This is a genomic window from Duganella rivi (assembly GCF_009857435.1).
GTDB classification, from domain to species: Bacteria; Pseudomonadota; Gammaproteobacteria; order Burkholderiales; family Burkholderiaceae_D; genus Rugamonas; species Rugamonas rivi.
In genome coordinates this window covers 603,111-617,771 of record NZ_WWCK01000002.1, presented here as the reverse complement: position 1 = coordinate 617,771, position 14,661 = coordinate 603,111, and the positions used below count along the sequence as shown (strand labels likewise).

The following is a 14,661-nucleotide window of genomic DNA, read 5'->3' as shown; positions in this document are numbered from 1 at the left end:
TGGAAAGCCCGATTTATGCCACGAGAAATGCAGTTTTGCCTAGGATTGCAGCAGCAGCCGCACTTTGGCTTCGTCCAGGAAGTAGTGGCACAGCTCCGGTTGCGCCAGATCGGCGAACAGAACCGGCACCAGTTCATCGTACTTGGCCAGCAACGCGGGGTCGCCGGCCTGGTCGATATCGATGACATTGACGGTGAACGGCCGCTGCGGCGTTTGCAGCCGCAGCAGCGCGTCCAGCATGTCATGGCACAAATGGCAATAACTGCGGGAATACAGCGTGAATTGCACGTTGCCTTATTTCGCGCTTGGGCGCAGCGAGATGAAGCGCGTGGTATCGTCGCGGCGCACCAGCAGCACCGACGGCTTCTTCGGATCGAGCTTGGCCACGGCCGCGTTGAACTGCTTGGCGTCCTTGATCTCGATGTTGTTCAGCTGCAGCAGCACGTCGCCCTCTTCCAGCTGGGCGCCGGCCGCCACGCCTTCTGCCGAATCCACCACCACGCCGCCGCTCACGCCCAGCTCTTTCTTCTGCTCGGCCGTCAGGTCGCTCACTTTCAGGCCCAGCGCATTGGCTTTGTTGGCTTCCGGCTCAGCCTTGCCGCCCTTGCCTTTGCCGCCCTTGGCCGGCTTGTCGCCATCGAGCTCGACCACCGTGACCGGCAGCGTCAGCTCGGCGCCCTTGCGCCAGAGGGTCACCGTGGCTTTGCTGTCGAGCGCAGTCTCACCCACCAGGCGCGGCAGGTCGGACGAACGGTTCACTTGCTTGCCGTTGAATTTGAGGATGATGTCGCCCGCCTTGATGCCGGCCTTGTCGGCAGGGCCGCCCGGCTCCACCAGCGACACCTCCGCGCCCTGCGCCGATTTCAGGCCCAGCGACTCGGCCACTTCCTTGCTGACTTCGCCGATCTGCACGCCAATGCGGCCGCGCGTGACCTTGCCGTTTTTCTTCAACTGATCCGACACCCGGATCGCCTCGTTGATCGGCACCGCGAACGAAATACCGTTCGAGCCGCCCGACAAGGTGGCGATCTGCGAGTTAATGCCAATCACCTCGCCACGCATATTGATCAGCGGGCCGCCCGAGTTGCCGGGATTGACCGCCACGTCGCTCTGGATCAGCGGCAGGTATTCGCCGGTATCGCGCGCCTTGGCCGAGATGATGCCGGCGGTGACCGTGTTTTCCAGGTTAAACGGCGAGCCGATGGCAATCACCCACTCGCCGGCGCGGATCTTGTCCGAATCGCCCATCACGAGGAATGGCAGCTTCTCGCCTTCGATTTTCAGTACCGCCACGTCGGTGCGGGTGTCGGCGCCCAGTACCTTGGCCTTGAACTCGCGCTTGTCGGTCAGGGTGACGAAAACTTCGTCGGCGCCATCGACCACGTGGGCATTGGTCAGCACGTAGCCGTCGGCCGACAAGATGAAGCCGGAACCGACGCCGCGGTTCACCGGCTCGTCGGACGGCGCCTGGCGGCGCTGGCCACGGCCCTGCGGCCCCGGCACCTGGCCGCCGAAGAAGCGGCGCAGCAGTTCTTGCATCTCATCGTCGCCCGGCAGGCCGTTGGCGCGGTTGCTTTGCTTCGGACGCTCGGTGGTGCGGATATTCACCACCGCCGGGCCGACGCGGTCGACCAGGTCGGCAAAGTCCGGCAGGCCGATCACCGCGCCGGTGACCGGCGAGGCCGCCGTGGCAGGCGACATGCCCAAGGACATCCATAAGCTTGCGCCGAGTACCAGCGCGGACAGAGTTTTACTACCAGCAGTGAAGTTATTTTTCATGGAAAGTATTGTTCTCTAAAAGTTCGGGATGCATGCCCTCCCCCGTCGATGCGGTGAGCGCGCGACGTGAGGCTAGCACATGGTAAGCGAAAAGTCGCTAGGCCGGATGCGCAGCATGATTATAGAGGGGTTGCGCTTAAGGAAGAATGATGGCGTCGGCCGGCTCTTCCGGGGCGGCGGCCAAGGCCGGCTCGGCGTCCAGCGCGGCCTTTAACCGGGCGTTGAAGCCCTCGCTGGGCTCGCTGCAAGGGGTGTTGCGCAGCACGTCGCCGGCCAAGTGGTAGGCGCGCCACGCGGCCTGCCCCTCGGGCGTATCGAGCGCGGCAAAGGCCAGCTCACGCTCGCTGTCCGACAATTCACCGTCGGCCAGCGCCGAGATGTGTTCGTGCAGTCTTTTTTGCGTATCCATCGCGTATCCCGCCATGTCAAAACCAGTCCGCCCTTTTGCCGGACGCCAACAGCTCTTGCATCATTGCCGCCTTACCAGCGCTTGTCAACCGGCATATCGAGCAAGGGCCGCAATTTGTCTGCAATCACCTCACGCGCGCGGAAGATGCGGCTGCGCACGGTGCCGATCGGGCAGGCCATGATGTCTGAAATTTCCTCGTAGCTCAGGCCTTCGATCTCGCGCAACGCAATGGCGGTGCGCAGGTCGACCGGCAGCGAGTCCATGGCTGCGTTGACGGTCTGGGCGATCTGCTTGCTGGCCAACATGGACTCCGGCGTATTGATGTCGCGCAGATACTCGCCATCGTTAAAGCTTTCCGCCAGCTCGCTATCGGCATCGGTGGAAGTCGGCATGCGCCTGCCCTGCGTCGCCAAAGAGTTTTTGGCGGTGTTGATGCCGATACGGTACAGCCACGTGTAGAAGGCCGAATCGCCACGGAAATGCCGCAACGCCCGGTATGCCTTGATAAAGGTCTCCTGCACCACGTCCTCCGCTTCTGTAGGGTCGTGCACGATGCGCGACAACAAGCGCATGAGCCGGCGCTGATACTTCGCCACCAGCAAATCAAACGCCTGCTTATCGCCATCACGGACCCGCTCGACCAGCAACTGGTCGCACTCGCGTTCTGTCGTCACTCCTGCATTCCTCGGTGGCCTGCAGCGCTGCTGATTCGTCTAGCCATATGCTATAGAGTTAGCCCGCTGCAAGAAGTTCACACTGCCGGCGTGTTTATTTGGGCGCGCGCAGCGGCGCGGCATGCCAGCGCCACAGTGCGCCACTGCTGGCGCGCCACGCAGTCCGGCAACACCGTCAGCAACTGCACCCGGCCGGTCTCGTCCTGCAGGCGCAGCAACAGCAGGCGCGGCCACAAGGTGGAACCGCCTAGCCATTGCATCGTTGCGCCGTTGTGCTGGTATAACGCCAGCCGCAACAGTCCGACACCGGATATATCAAGCCGATGTGCAATAGCCGATGGACGCCCGAACCGCCAACCCAGCGCGCCCGCCAGCAAACACAGCAACGGCGCCACACTGCCGGAGCAGATCGCCGCTGACGCCATCACGCAACAACACAGCCCGGCGTGCGCAAGACGCAGGCCGCGCGAGGGGCGAACGATGACAGACACCGCAATCGACATGACGGCAGCACCACAAACACATGAATTTAAAAACGGGGGAAAAACTATGTGGAAGCGCCAGCCAATAAAAAATAAAGGCTGGGCAATTCAGGCGCCGGCGAGTGCCGGCGCCGAATTCTCGCTCACCATGTTTGGACTAGGTGAGCAGAGAATTGGTTCAAACTATTTTAAGGTTGGGCCAAAATGAGCGCAGCTAGGCGCGGCGGCGAAGACAGTGCGTTAGCACGGCGAGCCGCCGCAACGACGCGGCGGTCTTTTTGGCACGACCTTAGATCTTACCGAAGACTAAACTGCCATTGGTGCCCCCAAAGCCGAACGAGTTTTTGACTGCATACTCGATCTTCATATCGCGGGCCACATTGGCGCAGAAGTCCAGGTCGCAAGCCGGATCCTGGTTGAAGATGTTAATGGTCGGCGGCGACTTTTGATGGTGCACCGCCAGTACCGTAAACACCGACTCCAGGCCGCCTGCGCCGCCCAGCAAGTGGCCGGTCATCGACTTGGTCGAATTGACCACCAGCTTCTTGGCGTGATCGCCGAAAGTGCGCTTGATGCCCTGCACTTCCGCCACGTCGCCTTGCGGCGTCGAGGTACCGTGCGCATTCACATACTGCACCTGGTCTGGATTGATGCCGGCGTTGGCCAGCGCGGCTTGCGCCGACTTGCTGCCACCGCTGCCATCTTCCAGAGGCGAGGTCATGTGATACGCATCCGCGCTCATGCCGAAGCCGACCACTTCAGCGTAGATCTTGGCGCCGCGCGCCTTGGCGTGCTCGTACTCTTCGAGCACCATCACACCGGCGCCTTCGCCCAGCACGAAACCATCGCGGTCCTGATCCCATGGACGGGATGCAGCAGCCGGATCGTCGTTGCGCGACGACAGCGCCTTGGCCGAGGCGAAACCGCCCAGGCCCAGCGGCGACACGGTCGATTCCGCGCCACCGGCCACCATCACATCCGCATCGCCGTACTCGATCAAGCGAGCAGCGGCGCCGATGCAATGCAGGCCGGTGGTGCAAGCCGTGACGATCGACAGGTTAGGACCACGCATGCCGTACTTGATCGACAGGTTGCCCGAGATCATATTGATGATCGAGGCAGGCACGAAGAACGGCGAGATACGGCGCGGACCGCGCTTGTCGTAATCTTCCTTCTGTTCTTCGATCATCGGCAGGCCGCCGATACCGGAACCGACGATCACGCCGATACGGTCGGCGTTAGCTTCAGTAACGGTCAGGCCGGAGTCTTCCACGGCCTGGATGCTGGCCGCCATGCCGTAATGGATGAAGGTATCCATGTGGCGGGCTTCTTTCGCCGAGATGTAATTCTCGATGTTGAAGCCTTTCACTTCGCCGGCAAAGCGGGTGCTGAAAGCTGTTGCGTCAAACTTGGTGATGTTGGCGATACCGGATTTACCCTCAAGGGCAGCGCTCCACGTTTCGGCAATGTTATTGCCGATCGGGGAAACGGCGCCGAGGCCGGTCACGACAACACGACGGTTTTTAGAACCTCTCAAGCGATTCTCCTAGAGTCGATCGGGGCAGAAATTACGCCTTGACGTGAGCGGTAGCGTAGTCGATCGCTTGCTGCACGGTGGTGATTTTTTCTGCTTGTTCGTCAGGGATTTCCATTTCGAACTCGTCTTCCAGTGCCATCACCAGTTCAACGGTGTCCAGCGAGTCAGCGCCCAGATCGTCAACGAACGACGATTCGGTTTTGATGTCTGCTTCGGCGACGCCCAGTTGTTCAGCGACGATTTTCTTTACGCGTTGTTCGATATCCGACATGTTATGGCTCCATTTTGTTTGTTACGGAAAGCGCGCATTTTATCAGGTTTGCGCGCCGAAAAACTAATTTCAGTGTCTGCTGCTAAATATACTGAAATACCTACTAAAAGATTTGAATGGGCTTTATTTTAAGCCCATTTTCATCAGTTCATATACATACCGCCATTCACGTGGAGGGTGGTGCCGGTAATATAAGCGGCTTGCGGCGACGCCAGGAAGGCGACCGCTGCGGCGATATCCTCTGGCTTGCCGAGGCGCGCCAGCGGAATCTGAGTCAGCAAGGCGGCGTGCTGTTCTTCGCCCAGCGCCTTGGTCATATCGGTGTCGATAAAGCCCGGCGCCACGCTGTTGACGGTGATGTTGCGGCTGCCGATTTCACGCGCCAGCGCGCGGGTCATGCCTTCCACGCCGGCTTTCGCGGCAGCGTAGTTCATCTGGCCCGGATTGCCCGACGAGGCCACCACCGAGGTGATGTTGATGATGCGGCCAGCCTTGGCCTTCATCATGCCGCGCAGCACGGCGCGCGACAGGCGGCCGACCGAGTTCAGGTTGGTGGCGATGACGTTTTCCCACTCTTCGTCTTTCATGCGCATCGCCAGTTGATCCTGGGTGATGCCGGCGTTGTTGACCAGGATGGCAACTGCGCCGTAGGTTTTGCTGATGTCGTCGATGATGGCAGCGCACGCTTCGGCATTGGTGACGTTCAGCACCATGCCCTTGCCTGCTTCCGCGCCGATCTCGGCGAGGTAGGCGGAAATCGCTTCCGCGCCAGCCTCGGTGGTGGCGGTGCCGATCACGCGCGCGCCCTGGCGGGCCAGCTCTTGTGCAATGGCCTTGCCGATGCCGCGCGATGCGCCCGTTACCAGGGCGACTTGATTTGCTAAAGTCATGTAAGTCCTTCTACGGTAAATTCTGAGTGTGCCTGAATGCGCAAGCGCTTATTTGAGTTCGCTCAATACGCGTTCCAGCGTGGCTTGATCGTAAATCGCGTCGCCGATCAGGTTGCCGTCGATGCGCTTGGTCAAGCCCATCAGCACCTTGCCCGGGCCGCATTCGACCAGCTTGGCGACGCCGTCGGCGGCCATCTTTTGCACGGTTTCCACCCAGCGCACCGGCGCGGCCGCCTGGCGCACCAGCGCATCCTTGATGGCGGCCGGATCGTTCAGCACCGCCACGTCGACGTTGTTGATCAGCGGGATTTGCGGCGCCGAGAAGGTGATGCCTGCCAGGTAGTCGCGCAGGCGGTCCGACGCCGGCTTCAGCAGCGACGAGTGGAACGGCGCCGACACCGGCAGTTTCATGGCGCGCTTGGCGCCCTTGGCCTTGGCGATTTCGCAGGCGCGCTCAACGGCGGCGGTTTCACCGGCGATCACCACTTGCGCAGGCGCGTTGAAGTTGACGGCTTCCACCACACCACCGGCGGCAGCGGCTTCGGTGCACGAGGCGCGGACGTCGTCATCCGACAGGCCCAACACCACGGCCATGGTGCCCTGGCCGACCGGCACGGCTTCCTGCATGGCTTGCGCGCGGAAGCGCACCAGCGGCACAGCGTCTTTGAACGAGATTACGCCGGCAGCCACCAGCGCCGAGTATTCACCCAGGCTGTGGCCAGCCACCACCGACGGCACGGCGCCGCCGGCAGCGATGTAGGCGCGGTACGCGGCCACGGCTGCGGTCAGCATGACCGGCTGGGTGTTGGTGGTCAGATCCAGCTCTTCTTTCGGGCCTTCGGCCATCAGCTTGCCGATGTCGAAGCCGAGGGCGTCGGACGCTTCAGCAATGGTCTGGGCGACTACCGGATTGCCGGCAAAGCCGTCCATCATCGCAATCGCTTGCGAACCTTGGCCAGGGAATACAAAAGCAAATTTAGTCATAACTTCATCCATCTCTTTTATTATTGGCTGCAAAGCTAACATCCAAACATGACAGCCTTGCTACCGTTGAGTCCGTTAGAACTCTAATTCTAATTCAGCTTAAAACTTCGCCAGAACTGCGCCCCAGGTAAAGCCGCCACCCACGCCTTCCATCATGATGTTCTGACCGCGTTGCACACGACCGTCGCGTACGGCAGCGTCCAGCGCCAGCGGAATCGATGCAGCCGAGGTGTTACCGTGCTGATCCACCGTGACCACCATTTTTTCCATTGGCAGGCCCAGCTTCTTAGCGGTGCCGCTCATGATGCGCAGGTTGGCCTGGTGCGGGATCAGCCAGTCGATCTGCTCCGCTTTCATATTGGCTTTTTCCAGCGCCTCGTCAGCGACTTTCGCCAGCACCGATACGGCCAGCTTGAACACCGCCGGGCCATCCATGTACAGGTAAGCCTCGCCGGCGGTCGCACCGCTAAAGGTGTTCGGCATGCACAGGATGCTCGACTGGCTGCCGTCAGCGTGCAAGGCCGTCGACAGGATGCCCGGCTCTTGCGATGCAGTCAGCACCACGGCGCCAGCGCCATCGCCGAACAGCACGCAGGTGGTACGGTCTTTGAAATCGAGAATGCGGGAGAACACTTCAGCGCCGATCACCAGCACATTTTTATGCACGCCAGCGCGGATGAAAGCGTCTGCGGTCGACAGCGCGTAGACGAAGCCGCTGCACACGGCTTGCACATCCACGGCCGCGCCGTTGTTGGTGATGCCCAGCTTTTGCTGCACGATGCAGGCGGTGCTTGGGAAGCTGCCGAAGAAATCCGGCGTCGAGCTGGCCACGATGATCAGGTCGATATCGTTAGGCTGCATGCCAGCCATGGCTAGCGCATTGTTGGCGGCGTTGACCGCCAGGTCCGACGATTTTTGATCAGGCGCAGCGAAGTGGCGCGCCGCGATACCGCTGCGGCTGACGATCCACTCGTCCGATGTCTCAATGCCCTTGGCAGCGAGTTGATCAGCCAGTTCCTGGTTGGTCACGCGCTTTGCCGGCAGATAGCTGCCGGTGCCGATAATTTTGCTATACAAAGTCATGCCGTTCTACCGTCCACTAAATAGTTGAGCTTGGTACTTCCGGGGTCTCGGTGTTGCGCGGCATGAGCTCAGTGATCAGCGTCGAGATATGCGGCAACACGTCATTTTTTGCAGCATCATACGCTCGCTTGATCGCCCATTCAAAGGAATATGCATCGGCGCCGCCATGGCTCTTGAACACCAGGCCGCGCAAACCCAGCAAACTCGCGCCGTTGTAACGCGACGGCGACAGGCGTTTTTTGATGTTATTCAGGGCGCCGCGACCGATCAGTGCGCTCAGGATGGTCAGCGGATTGCGGGTGAATTCCGACTTGACGGTGTCGGCGAAGAAGCGCGCAACGCCCTCCACTGCCTTCAGCGTGACATTGCCGGTAAAGCCGTCGCACACCACCAGGTCGGTGGTGCCTTTGAAGATATCGTTGCCTTCCACGTTGCCGTAGAAGTTCAGTGCGCCGCGCTCGTGATCGAGTTGCAGCAGCTTGCTGGTGGCCTTGACCACGTCGTTGCCCTTGATGTCTTCGGTGCCGACGTTGAGCAGGCCGATGGTCGGACGCGCGATGTTTTCCATGGCCGACACCAGCACCGAGCCCATGATGGCAAACTGGTGCAAGTGGTGCGGCTCGCAATCGACGTTGGCGCCCAGATCCAGCATATAGGTCGGGCCGCCCTTTTGGTTCGGCATGATGCTGCAAATCGCCGGGCGGTCGACGCCGCTCATGGTTTTCAGTACGTAGCGGGCGACCGCCATCAGCGCGCCGGTATTGCCGGCCGAGACGGAGGCCTGGGCCTTGCCGTCTTTCACTTGCTCGATGGCGACGCGCATCGACGAATCCTTCTTGCGGCGCAGGGCCACTTCCAGCGGATCGTCCATGGTGACTTGTTCGGAGGCGTGCACGATGCTCAGGCGCGGGTGCGCGTCGGCATGGTGTTTCTTCAGTTCGGCGCGGATGACGTCTTCGAGACCGACCAGGATCAGTTCGGCTTCAGGCTCGCGTTGAACGAAGGAGACAGCTGCGGGAATAGTGACCGAGGGGCCATGATCGCCACCCATGCAGTCGATAGAAATTTTGATTGTCATTGTTATGGCAAGCGGCAGAACCGCAAACGGCGGAATCCGCGTTGGAACATGACGGTGTGCAAAACCAAATTGCAGCCGATTAAAAAAGAAAAAGCGATGCTACACAAGTCAGCACCGCCTGTTTCTGGGTCCAGCAAAAGCGATCGATTACTCGTCGTTTTTGGTTTTCAGGACTTTACGACCACGGTAGAAGCCGTTAGGGCTGATGTGGTGACGCAGGTGGGTTTCACCGGTGGTTGGCTCGATTGCCAGTTGTGGAGCAACCAGGAAATCGTGCGAACGGTGCATACCGCGCTTCGATGGGGACTTCTTGTTCTGTTGAACTGCCATGTTAATGACTCCTAATACTAAGTTCTAAAATTCTAACACATTCGACCGGCATATAACATGCGAATCGAGCCCTACTACATTGCACTGCTAACTTGCCAAGACTCGATATCACACGCGTTTTGACACGTTCTTCACTCGGGGCGAACCCCTTACTACTTATTCGGATTTGAGGCTCTTCAGAGCATCGAACGGCGAGATCTTCTCGCTTTTTGCCTTGTCCAGCAGGCTGGAATCCGGGCAGACATCGTGACGTGGCGATTGCGGCAAGGCCAGCAATGCTTCGTCTTCCACCAGGTACATCAGCTCCATGCTGCGACTGCCGACGATCACATCGATCGACTCGTCGTCAATACGTTCTTCAATTTCGTCTGCATCTTCATCATCCTTACCCAGCATCAGCACGGTCGACGAATCGAGGTGGTGAGCATAAGGCTGAAGGCAGCGCTGGCAGACCAGTTGCACATTGCCGGAGACCGACAGCGTCATCTGCGGGATGCCCAGTTTGTGGGTCGTTCCTACTGCGTTCCAGGTAATCTCGCCGGACTTGTCCGCGCATTCCTTAGCCAGACGGGTCATTTCGACCACAGGCGTGACGCCTTGCTGGCTGCTGTTGGTCCGACAGAATTCAAAGGTGTCGATCACAAGAGCATTCATTACAGAGTTTCCCCGGAAAACCTGCGATAATAGCAGGGTTTTCGCATTTAAGTCAAAGCCTTAGCGATTTTTCGCGTTTTTCTGCCGCTGGCTACAGGCACTTTCGCCGGCGACAGAGCATATAACATTCCCCTCATGACATCAAGTTTACTCGTACTGGCGTCCAGCTCCGCCTACCGCAAGGAATTATTATCGCGCCTGCAACTGCCGTTTGACGTGGCCGTGCCCGACATTGACGAGACCCCGCTGGCGGGCGAAACCCCGAGCGCCACCGCCCTGCGCCTGGCCCGCGAAAAGGCCGCTGCCGTGGCCGCCAAACTGCCCGGCGCCATCGTGATCGGCTCGGATCAGGTGGCGACGCTCGACGATGAACAAATTGGCAAGCCTGGCAATCATGCCAACGCCTTGGCACAATTGCAGAAAATGCGCGGGCGCGAAGTCATCTTCCACACCGCATTGTGCGTGTGGGATGGCCGCAACACGAATTTGGCAAACGCTGCCCAAGTCGAGAATATCCAGACCGTGGTCAAGTTCCGCGACCTGCCAGATGCCGAGCTGGATGCCTACCTGCGCATCGAACAGCCTTACGACTGCGCCGGCAGCGCCAAGAACGAAGCCTTGGGCATTGCGATCCTGGAGCGCATCGACAGCAGCGACCCGACCGCCCTCACCGGCTTGCCTTTGATCGCGCTGACGGGCATGCTGCGCAAGATTGGCGTCACCTTCTTCAAAAACTAACAATATGACCGGCACTCTCTTTTTAATACCGAATACCCTGGGCGAGACCGAAGCCCTGAACCAAGTCCTGCCCGAGCAAGTACAGCGCATCACCTCGCAGCTTGATTATTTCGTCGCCGAAAACGCCAAGACTGCGCGCGCTTTCCTGAAACTGGTCGGCGCGCAGCACCCGCTGTGCAAGCCGATGCAGGAAATTAAGATCGCCGAATTGAACGTCAACACGCCGGCCGCCGCCCTCAGCGACCTGCTGGCGCCGCTGCTGGCGGGCCAGGATGGCGGACTGGTGTCGGAAGCCGGCGTGCCAGCAGTGGCCGATCCCGGCGCCGACCTGGTGCGCCTGGCGCACCAGCACAAGATTCCGGTGCGGCCGCTGGTCGGCCCTTCGTCGCTGCTGCTGGCCGTCATGGCGAGCGGCCTGAATGGCCAGAGCTTTGCCTTCAACGGCTACCTGCCGACCGATGCGGGCCAGCGCGACAAGCGCATCAAGGAACTGGAACAGCGCTCGCGCAAGGAAAAGCAGACGCAGCTGTTTATCGAAACGCCGTACCGCAATGCGGCCATGCTGGAAGCCTTGGTGGCGTCGTGCGCGCCGGGCACGCTGATTTGCGTGGCGACCGACCTCAGCCTGCCATCCGAAACCATCCGCACCATGACCGCGGCCCAGTGGAAAACCGCGTCCGCGCCGGACTTCCACAAAAAACCAACCGTGTTCCTGCTGCTCGGACAGTAAACTCCGGGGTCAGGTCCCCCATTTCTACACGGCCTCTACCGTAGCGCACACTACGGTAGAGGCCGTGTAGAAATGGGGGACCTGACCCCGGATTTAGATGCCGCGGGTGTACTCGGTGACCCACTCGATCGCGGCGAGCTGGATGGCGTAGAGTTCGGCCGGCTTGAGGTCTAGCTGGTGCAGCATCTGCGCCAGTACCTTGCTATCGCGGCCGCGCTCGACATGTTCGATCAGGCTCAGCATATTGCCGTAGTCGCCGCTGCGGTGCAGCAGCGCCGCCCTCACTTCGTCCAGCACGTTGACGCTCTCCAGCACATCGCGCATGTGGATCGAGAACAGCGTATCCATCAGCGACATCACGCCCACCGTGAAGCCTATGTCGGCGCACACGCGCTGCCCCGGCTTGCGGTGCTCGACCATCAGTTCCATGGTCTTGCCGCGCGTGGTCGCCAATTGCAGCAGCGGCGAGGTGAACTCCTGCGTGCCGCCGCTCTTCACGTACAGCAGGATTTGCAGCCAGCGCCGCAGTTGCCGCCGTCCCAGCACCATCAACGCATGCCCGACTGAATTGATACGCTGCCGCGCGCCCACCGCCGGCGTGTTCACCAGCCGCAGCAGGTTCAAGGTGATCAGCGCATCATGCTTCACGCTGCGCTCGATCTCGGCGCTGCTGGCATCGCGATCGAGCAGCTCCAGCAAGTGCAGCACGCTCATCTGCGACGGCGAAATCTTCTTGCCGCTTAAAATCACCGGCCGCGCAAAGTAGTAGCCTTGAAAATACTCAAAGCCCAGCTCCATGCATTCCTGGAATTCCTCGTTGGTCTCGACCTTCTCCGCCAGCAGCTTTTGCTTGGGGTTCTTGAGCACTTTCGCCAGCGCCGGCAAGGTGCCGGGCTGCATGTCCTTGATATCGACCTTGATCACGTCGCACAGCGGCATGAATTTCTGCACGTCCTCCGACTGCCCGATCACATCGTCGAGTGCAAACTTGAAGCCAGCCTGCTTGAGCTCGCTCACGCGCGCCAAGATTTGCGGCGTCGCCTTCACCGTCTCTAAAATTTCGAGGATCACCTTGTCGTTCGGAAGGAAGCGGATGAAGTCGCTCATCAAACCGACCGCATCGACATTCACAAACGCCATCTGGTCGCCCACCACCTGCCCCATGCCCAGCTCGGCCGCATGGGCAATCACGGTGGCCGTGGCTTCGGTATCGTCGGTAACGTGGGCGCCGTTGTAGGAAGCGGCGTCGCGGAACAGGAGTTCATATGCCACCAGCCGCTGTCCCCGGTTGAGGATAGGCTGGCGCGCAAGGAAGAAGTTGTCAGCTAGCTTGGTTGGCGCCGATGACGAGGCTAACATCATGGGGGACTCCCATTGTTAAATCGCTTGTCACCAGCCTATACCTAATTATGCCGTCTTGACAATTTTTTTCTGCCGAACTGGTGGACGGCGTTCACCAGTGTTGCGTCCAGCCGTCGCTTGCGTGCCGCTCTCCAGCGTGAAGCGCGCGCCAGCGTCTTGTCCCAGCGCTTTCACCAGCCACGGCATGACTTCTTTCAACATCGGCTCCAGCGTGTACGGCGGGTTCAAAATGAACATGCCGCTGCTGTGCAGGCCGCCAATACCATCGGGCAGTGGTTTCTTAATGGTCAGCACCACATTCAGCCAGTTGGCCGCCGGCAGCTGCTTGAGCTTGTCGGCGAACTGGCGCGATTCCATGCGCTGCAGCAGCGGATACCACACGGCGTAGGTGCCGGTCGGGAAACGGCCCAGCGCTTCGGCCAGCACGTCCTTGGTCTTTTTGTAGTCCTGCTTGTCTTCGTACGGCGGGTCGATCAGCACCAGCGCGCGGCGCGATGGCGGCGGCAGCAGCGCTTTCAGCGAGGCGAAACCATCGCCACGGGTCACCAGCACGCGCTTGCCGCGCACCGTGGAGCGGAAGCCTTGCTGCGCCTTGTGCTCGTCCAGCTTGCGGAAGTTATCGGCTAACAGCTTGGAATCGGCCGGGTGCAGCTCGAACAGGCGCAAACGGTCTTGCTCGCGCGCGACCTGGTCGGCAATGTACGGCGAGCCCGGGTAGTAGCGCATCTTGCCGCTCGGGTTCATGGCGCGGATCAGGTCAACGTATTCCTTGATCGGCGCCGGCATGTCCGTCAGGTTCCACAGCGGGCCGATACCGGTGTCGTACTCGGCGTTCTTGGACGCGAACGCGCCGTCCAGCTCGTAGACGCCGGCGCCCGAGTGCGTATCGATATAGCTGTAGGCCACATCCTTTTGATTCAGGTACTGCAGCAACTGGATGGTGACAAAGTGCTTGAGCACGTCGGCGTGGTTACCCGCGTGGAAGGCGTGGCGGTATGAGAACATAAGCTGGTGATCCTGATTGATTCAATCCGACATTATCCCTCAGAACGCGCGCACCACCAAAAAAGCCTCGATATCGTTTGCATCAAAGCGCGCGCATCCAGCCTGACTAAGATGGAACTGCCGCGCACGCATCCGCGTGTGCAGCTTTCTTTCATGGAGGAGATTATGGCTTTCAACAACGTAGGGCCGCTGACGTTCCTGGCGCCCGGTCAAACCGCGTTCTGGAGCTACACCTACGGCGCCGACCACGGCACGCAGTTCGCTTCGGCCGATGTAAAGGCGCCCAACCAGGGCGCGGTGCACATGGCCGACCAGCAGCGCAAGCGCAAGGACAACAACGGCAACGCAACGTACTTCGTCAACATCCATAACCAAGGTGTCGGCGGCTGCTTCCACAACCTGCAAGGCGGAGGTATGTCATGAAGATGACCATCGTGACCGACGTGCACGGCAACGTGCTGGGCGCCGTCCAGGGGCATAACCTGACGGAGAGCAAGGATGGCGTGGAGGCGACCGTGTCGTTCTCGACCGGCCACGCCACCCACATGATCGAAGTCGACGACGATCTGGCCACAGTCGACGACATCGACGAGTTCCAGCAGCGCCTGCGCCGCCACCTGCAACAGCATCAACAGCAGCAGCCATAAAGGCAAAG

At 60.3% G+C, this 14,661-nt stretch carries 20 protein-coding genes; 5 read left to right on the top strand and 15 right to left on the bottom strand.

Features of this window, described 5'->3' with window-relative positions; all coding sequences use genetic code 11:
- Nucleotides 1-39: 39 nt before the first annotated feature.
- The 5 genes from GTP45_RS07425 to GTP45_RS07405 all read right to left on the bottom strand — a co-directional run bounded on the left by GTP45_RS07425 (nucleotide 40) and on the right by GTP45_RS07405 (nucleotide 3,122).
- Nucleotides 40-288, bottom strand: coding sequence for a glutaredoxin family protein (locus tag GTP45_RS07425; RefSeq protein WP_161013215.1), 249 nt, complete (start codon nucleotides 286-288; stop codon nucleotides 40-42).
- A gap of 6 nt (nucleotides 289-294) precedes the next feature.
- Nucleotides 295-1,779: a DegQ family serine endoprotease gene (locus GTP45_RS07420; RefSeq protein ID WP_371874416.1), complete on the bottom strand. Its 1,485-nt coding sequence runs from the start codon at nucleotides 1,777-1,779 to the stop codon at nucleotides 295-297.
- A 136-nt stretch (nucleotides 1,780-1,915) separates the two neighbouring features.
- Nucleotides 1,916-2,188: a sigma-E factor negative regulatory protein gene (locus GTP45_RS07415; RefSeq protein ID WP_161013214.1), complete on the bottom strand. Its 273-nt coding sequence runs from the start codon at nucleotides 2,186-2,188 to the stop codon at nucleotides 1,916-1,918.
- Between the two features lie 71 nt (nucleotides 2,189-2,259).
- The gene (gene rpoE / locus GTP45_RS07410) at nucleotides 2,260-2,862 is read right to left on the bottom strand and encodes an RNA polymerase sigma factor RpoE (RefSeq protein ID WP_161013213.1); all 603 of its coding nucleotides are present in this window, start codon (nucleotides 2,860-2,862) and stop codon (nucleotides 2,260-2,262) included.
- 77 nt (nucleotides 2,863-2,939) lie between these two features.
- Entirely contained in the window at nucleotides 2,940-3,122 is a 183-nt protein-coding gene (locus tag GTP45_RS07405; RefSeq protein ID WP_161013212.1) for a hypothetical protein, read from the bottom strand.
- 220 nt (nucleotides 3,123-3,342) lie between these two features.
- On the opposite strand from GTP45_RS07405, the gene GTP45_RS07400 reads away from it, so the two are divergent.
- Nucleotides 3,343-3,552 (top strand): hypothetical protein, encoded by a 210-nt coding sequence (locus GTP45_RS07400; protein WP_161013211.1) that lies wholly within the window; start codon nucleotides 3,343-3,345, stop codon nucleotides 3,550-3,552.
- 81 nt (nucleotides 3,553-3,633) lie between these two features.
- Here GTP45_RS07400 and fabF read toward each other — a convergent pair whose 3' ends face one another.
- The 8 genes from fabF to GTP45_RS07360 all read right to left on the bottom strand — a co-directional run bounded on the left by fabF (nucleotide 3,634) and on the right by GTP45_RS07360 (nucleotide 10,171).
- Complete coding sequence (gene fabF / locus GTP45_RS07395; RefSeq protein ID WP_161013210.1) at nucleotides 3,634-4,881, bottom strand: beta-ketoacyl-ACP synthase II; 1,248 nt, start codon at nucleotides 4,879-4,881, stop codon at nucleotides 3,634-3,636.
- Between the two features lie 31 nt (nucleotides 4,882-4,912).
- Nucleotides 4,913-5,152, bottom strand: a complete 240-nt coding sequence (gene acpP / locus GTP45_RS07390; protein WP_055936274.1) for an acyl carrier protein — start codon at nucleotides 5,150-5,152, stop codon at nucleotides 4,913-4,915.
- 143 nt (nucleotides 5,153-5,295) lie between these two features.
- The gene (fabG, locus tag GTP45_RS07385) at nucleotides 5,296-6,042 is read right to left on the bottom strand and encodes a 3-oxoacyl-ACP reductase FabG (RefSeq protein ID WP_161013209.1); all 747 of its coding nucleotides are present in this window, start codon (nucleotides 6,040-6,042) and stop codon (nucleotides 5,296-5,298) included.
- Nucleotides 6,043-6,090: 48 nt separating this feature from the next.
- Nucleotides 6,091-7,026, bottom strand: coding sequence for an ACP S-malonyltransferase (gene fabD, locus GTP45_RS07380; protein WP_161013208.1), 936 nt, complete (start codon nucleotides 7,024-7,026; stop codon nucleotides 6,091-6,093).
- A 99-nt stretch (nucleotides 7,027-7,125) separates the two neighbouring features.
- Nucleotides 7,126-8,109, bottom strand: coding sequence for a beta-ketoacyl-ACP synthase III (locus GTP45_RS07375; RefSeq protein ID WP_161013207.1), 984 nt, complete (start codon nucleotides 8,107-8,109; stop codon nucleotides 7,126-7,128).
- 16 nt (nucleotides 8,110-8,125) lie between these two features.
- Nucleotides 8,126-9,187, bottom strand: a complete 1,062-nt coding sequence (gene plsX / locus GTP45_RS07370) for a phosphate acyltransferase PlsX (RefSeq protein WP_161013206.1) — start codon at nucleotides 9,185-9,187, stop codon at nucleotides 8,126-8,128.
- A gap of 147 nt (nucleotides 9,188-9,334) precedes the next feature.
- Entirely contained in the window at nucleotides 9,335-9,517 is a 183-nt protein-coding gene (rpmF, locus tag GTP45_RS07365) for a 50S ribosomal protein L32 (RefSeq protein ID WP_072783806.1), read from the bottom strand.
- Nucleotides 9,518-9,673: 156 nt separating this feature from the next.
- Nucleotides 9,674-10,171: a YceD family protein gene (locus GTP45_RS07360; protein WP_161013205.1), complete on the bottom strand. Its 498-nt coding sequence runs from the start codon at nucleotides 10,169-10,171 to the stop codon at nucleotides 9,674-9,676.
- 135 nt (nucleotides 10,172-10,306) lie between these two features.
- On the opposite strand from GTP45_RS07360, the gene GTP45_RS07355 reads away from it, so the two are divergent.
- Both GTP45_RS07355 and GTP45_RS07350 read left to right on the top strand, forming a co-directional pair.
- Complete coding sequence (locus GTP45_RS07355) at nucleotides 10,307-10,909, top strand: Maf-like protein (protein WP_161013204.1); 603 nt, start codon at nucleotides 10,307-10,309, stop codon at nucleotides 10,907-10,909.
- Nucleotides 10,910-10,913: 4 nt separating this feature from the next.
- Complete coding sequence (locus tag GTP45_RS07350) at nucleotides 10,914-11,639, top strand: SAM-dependent methyltransferase (RefSeq protein WP_161013203.1); 726 nt, start codon at nucleotides 10,914-10,916, stop codon at nucleotides 11,637-11,639.
- Between the two features lie 93 nt (nucleotides 11,640-11,732).
- Here the strand turns inward: GTP45_RS07350 and GTP45_RS07345 are convergent, their stop codons facing one another.
- Nucleotides 11,733-13,001, bottom strand: a complete 1,269-nt coding sequence (locus GTP45_RS07345; protein ID WP_161013202.1) for an EAL and HDOD domain-containing protein — start codon at nucleotides 12,999-13,001, stop codon at nucleotides 11,733-11,735.
- Between the two features lie 45 nt (nucleotides 13,002-13,046).
- Complete coding sequence (locus tag GTP45_RS07340; protein WP_161013201.1) at nucleotides 13,047-14,006, bottom strand: 23S rRNA (adenine(2030)-N(6))-methyltransferase RlmJ; 960 nt, start codon at nucleotides 14,004-14,006, stop codon at nucleotides 13,047-13,049.
- A 165-nt stretch (nucleotides 14,007-14,171) separates the two neighbouring features.
- Between GTP45_RS07340 and GTP45_RS07335 the strand changes: the two genes are divergently transcribed.
- Both GTP45_RS07335 and GTP45_RS07330 read left to right on the top strand, forming a co-directional pair.
- Complete coding sequence (locus GTP45_RS07335; protein ID WP_092277697.1) at nucleotides 14,172-14,429, top strand: hypothetical protein; 258 nt, start codon at nucleotides 14,172-14,174, stop codon at nucleotides 14,427-14,429.
- Nucleotides 14,426-14,653, top strand: a complete 228-nt coding sequence (locus GTP45_RS07330; RefSeq protein ID WP_161013200.1) for a hypothetical protein — start codon at nucleotides 14,426-14,428, stop codon at nucleotides 14,651-14,653. Before GTP45_RS07335 ends, GTP45_RS07330 begins: the two co-directional genes overlap by 4 nt.
- Nucleotides 14,654-14,661 lie beyond the last annotated feature (8 nt).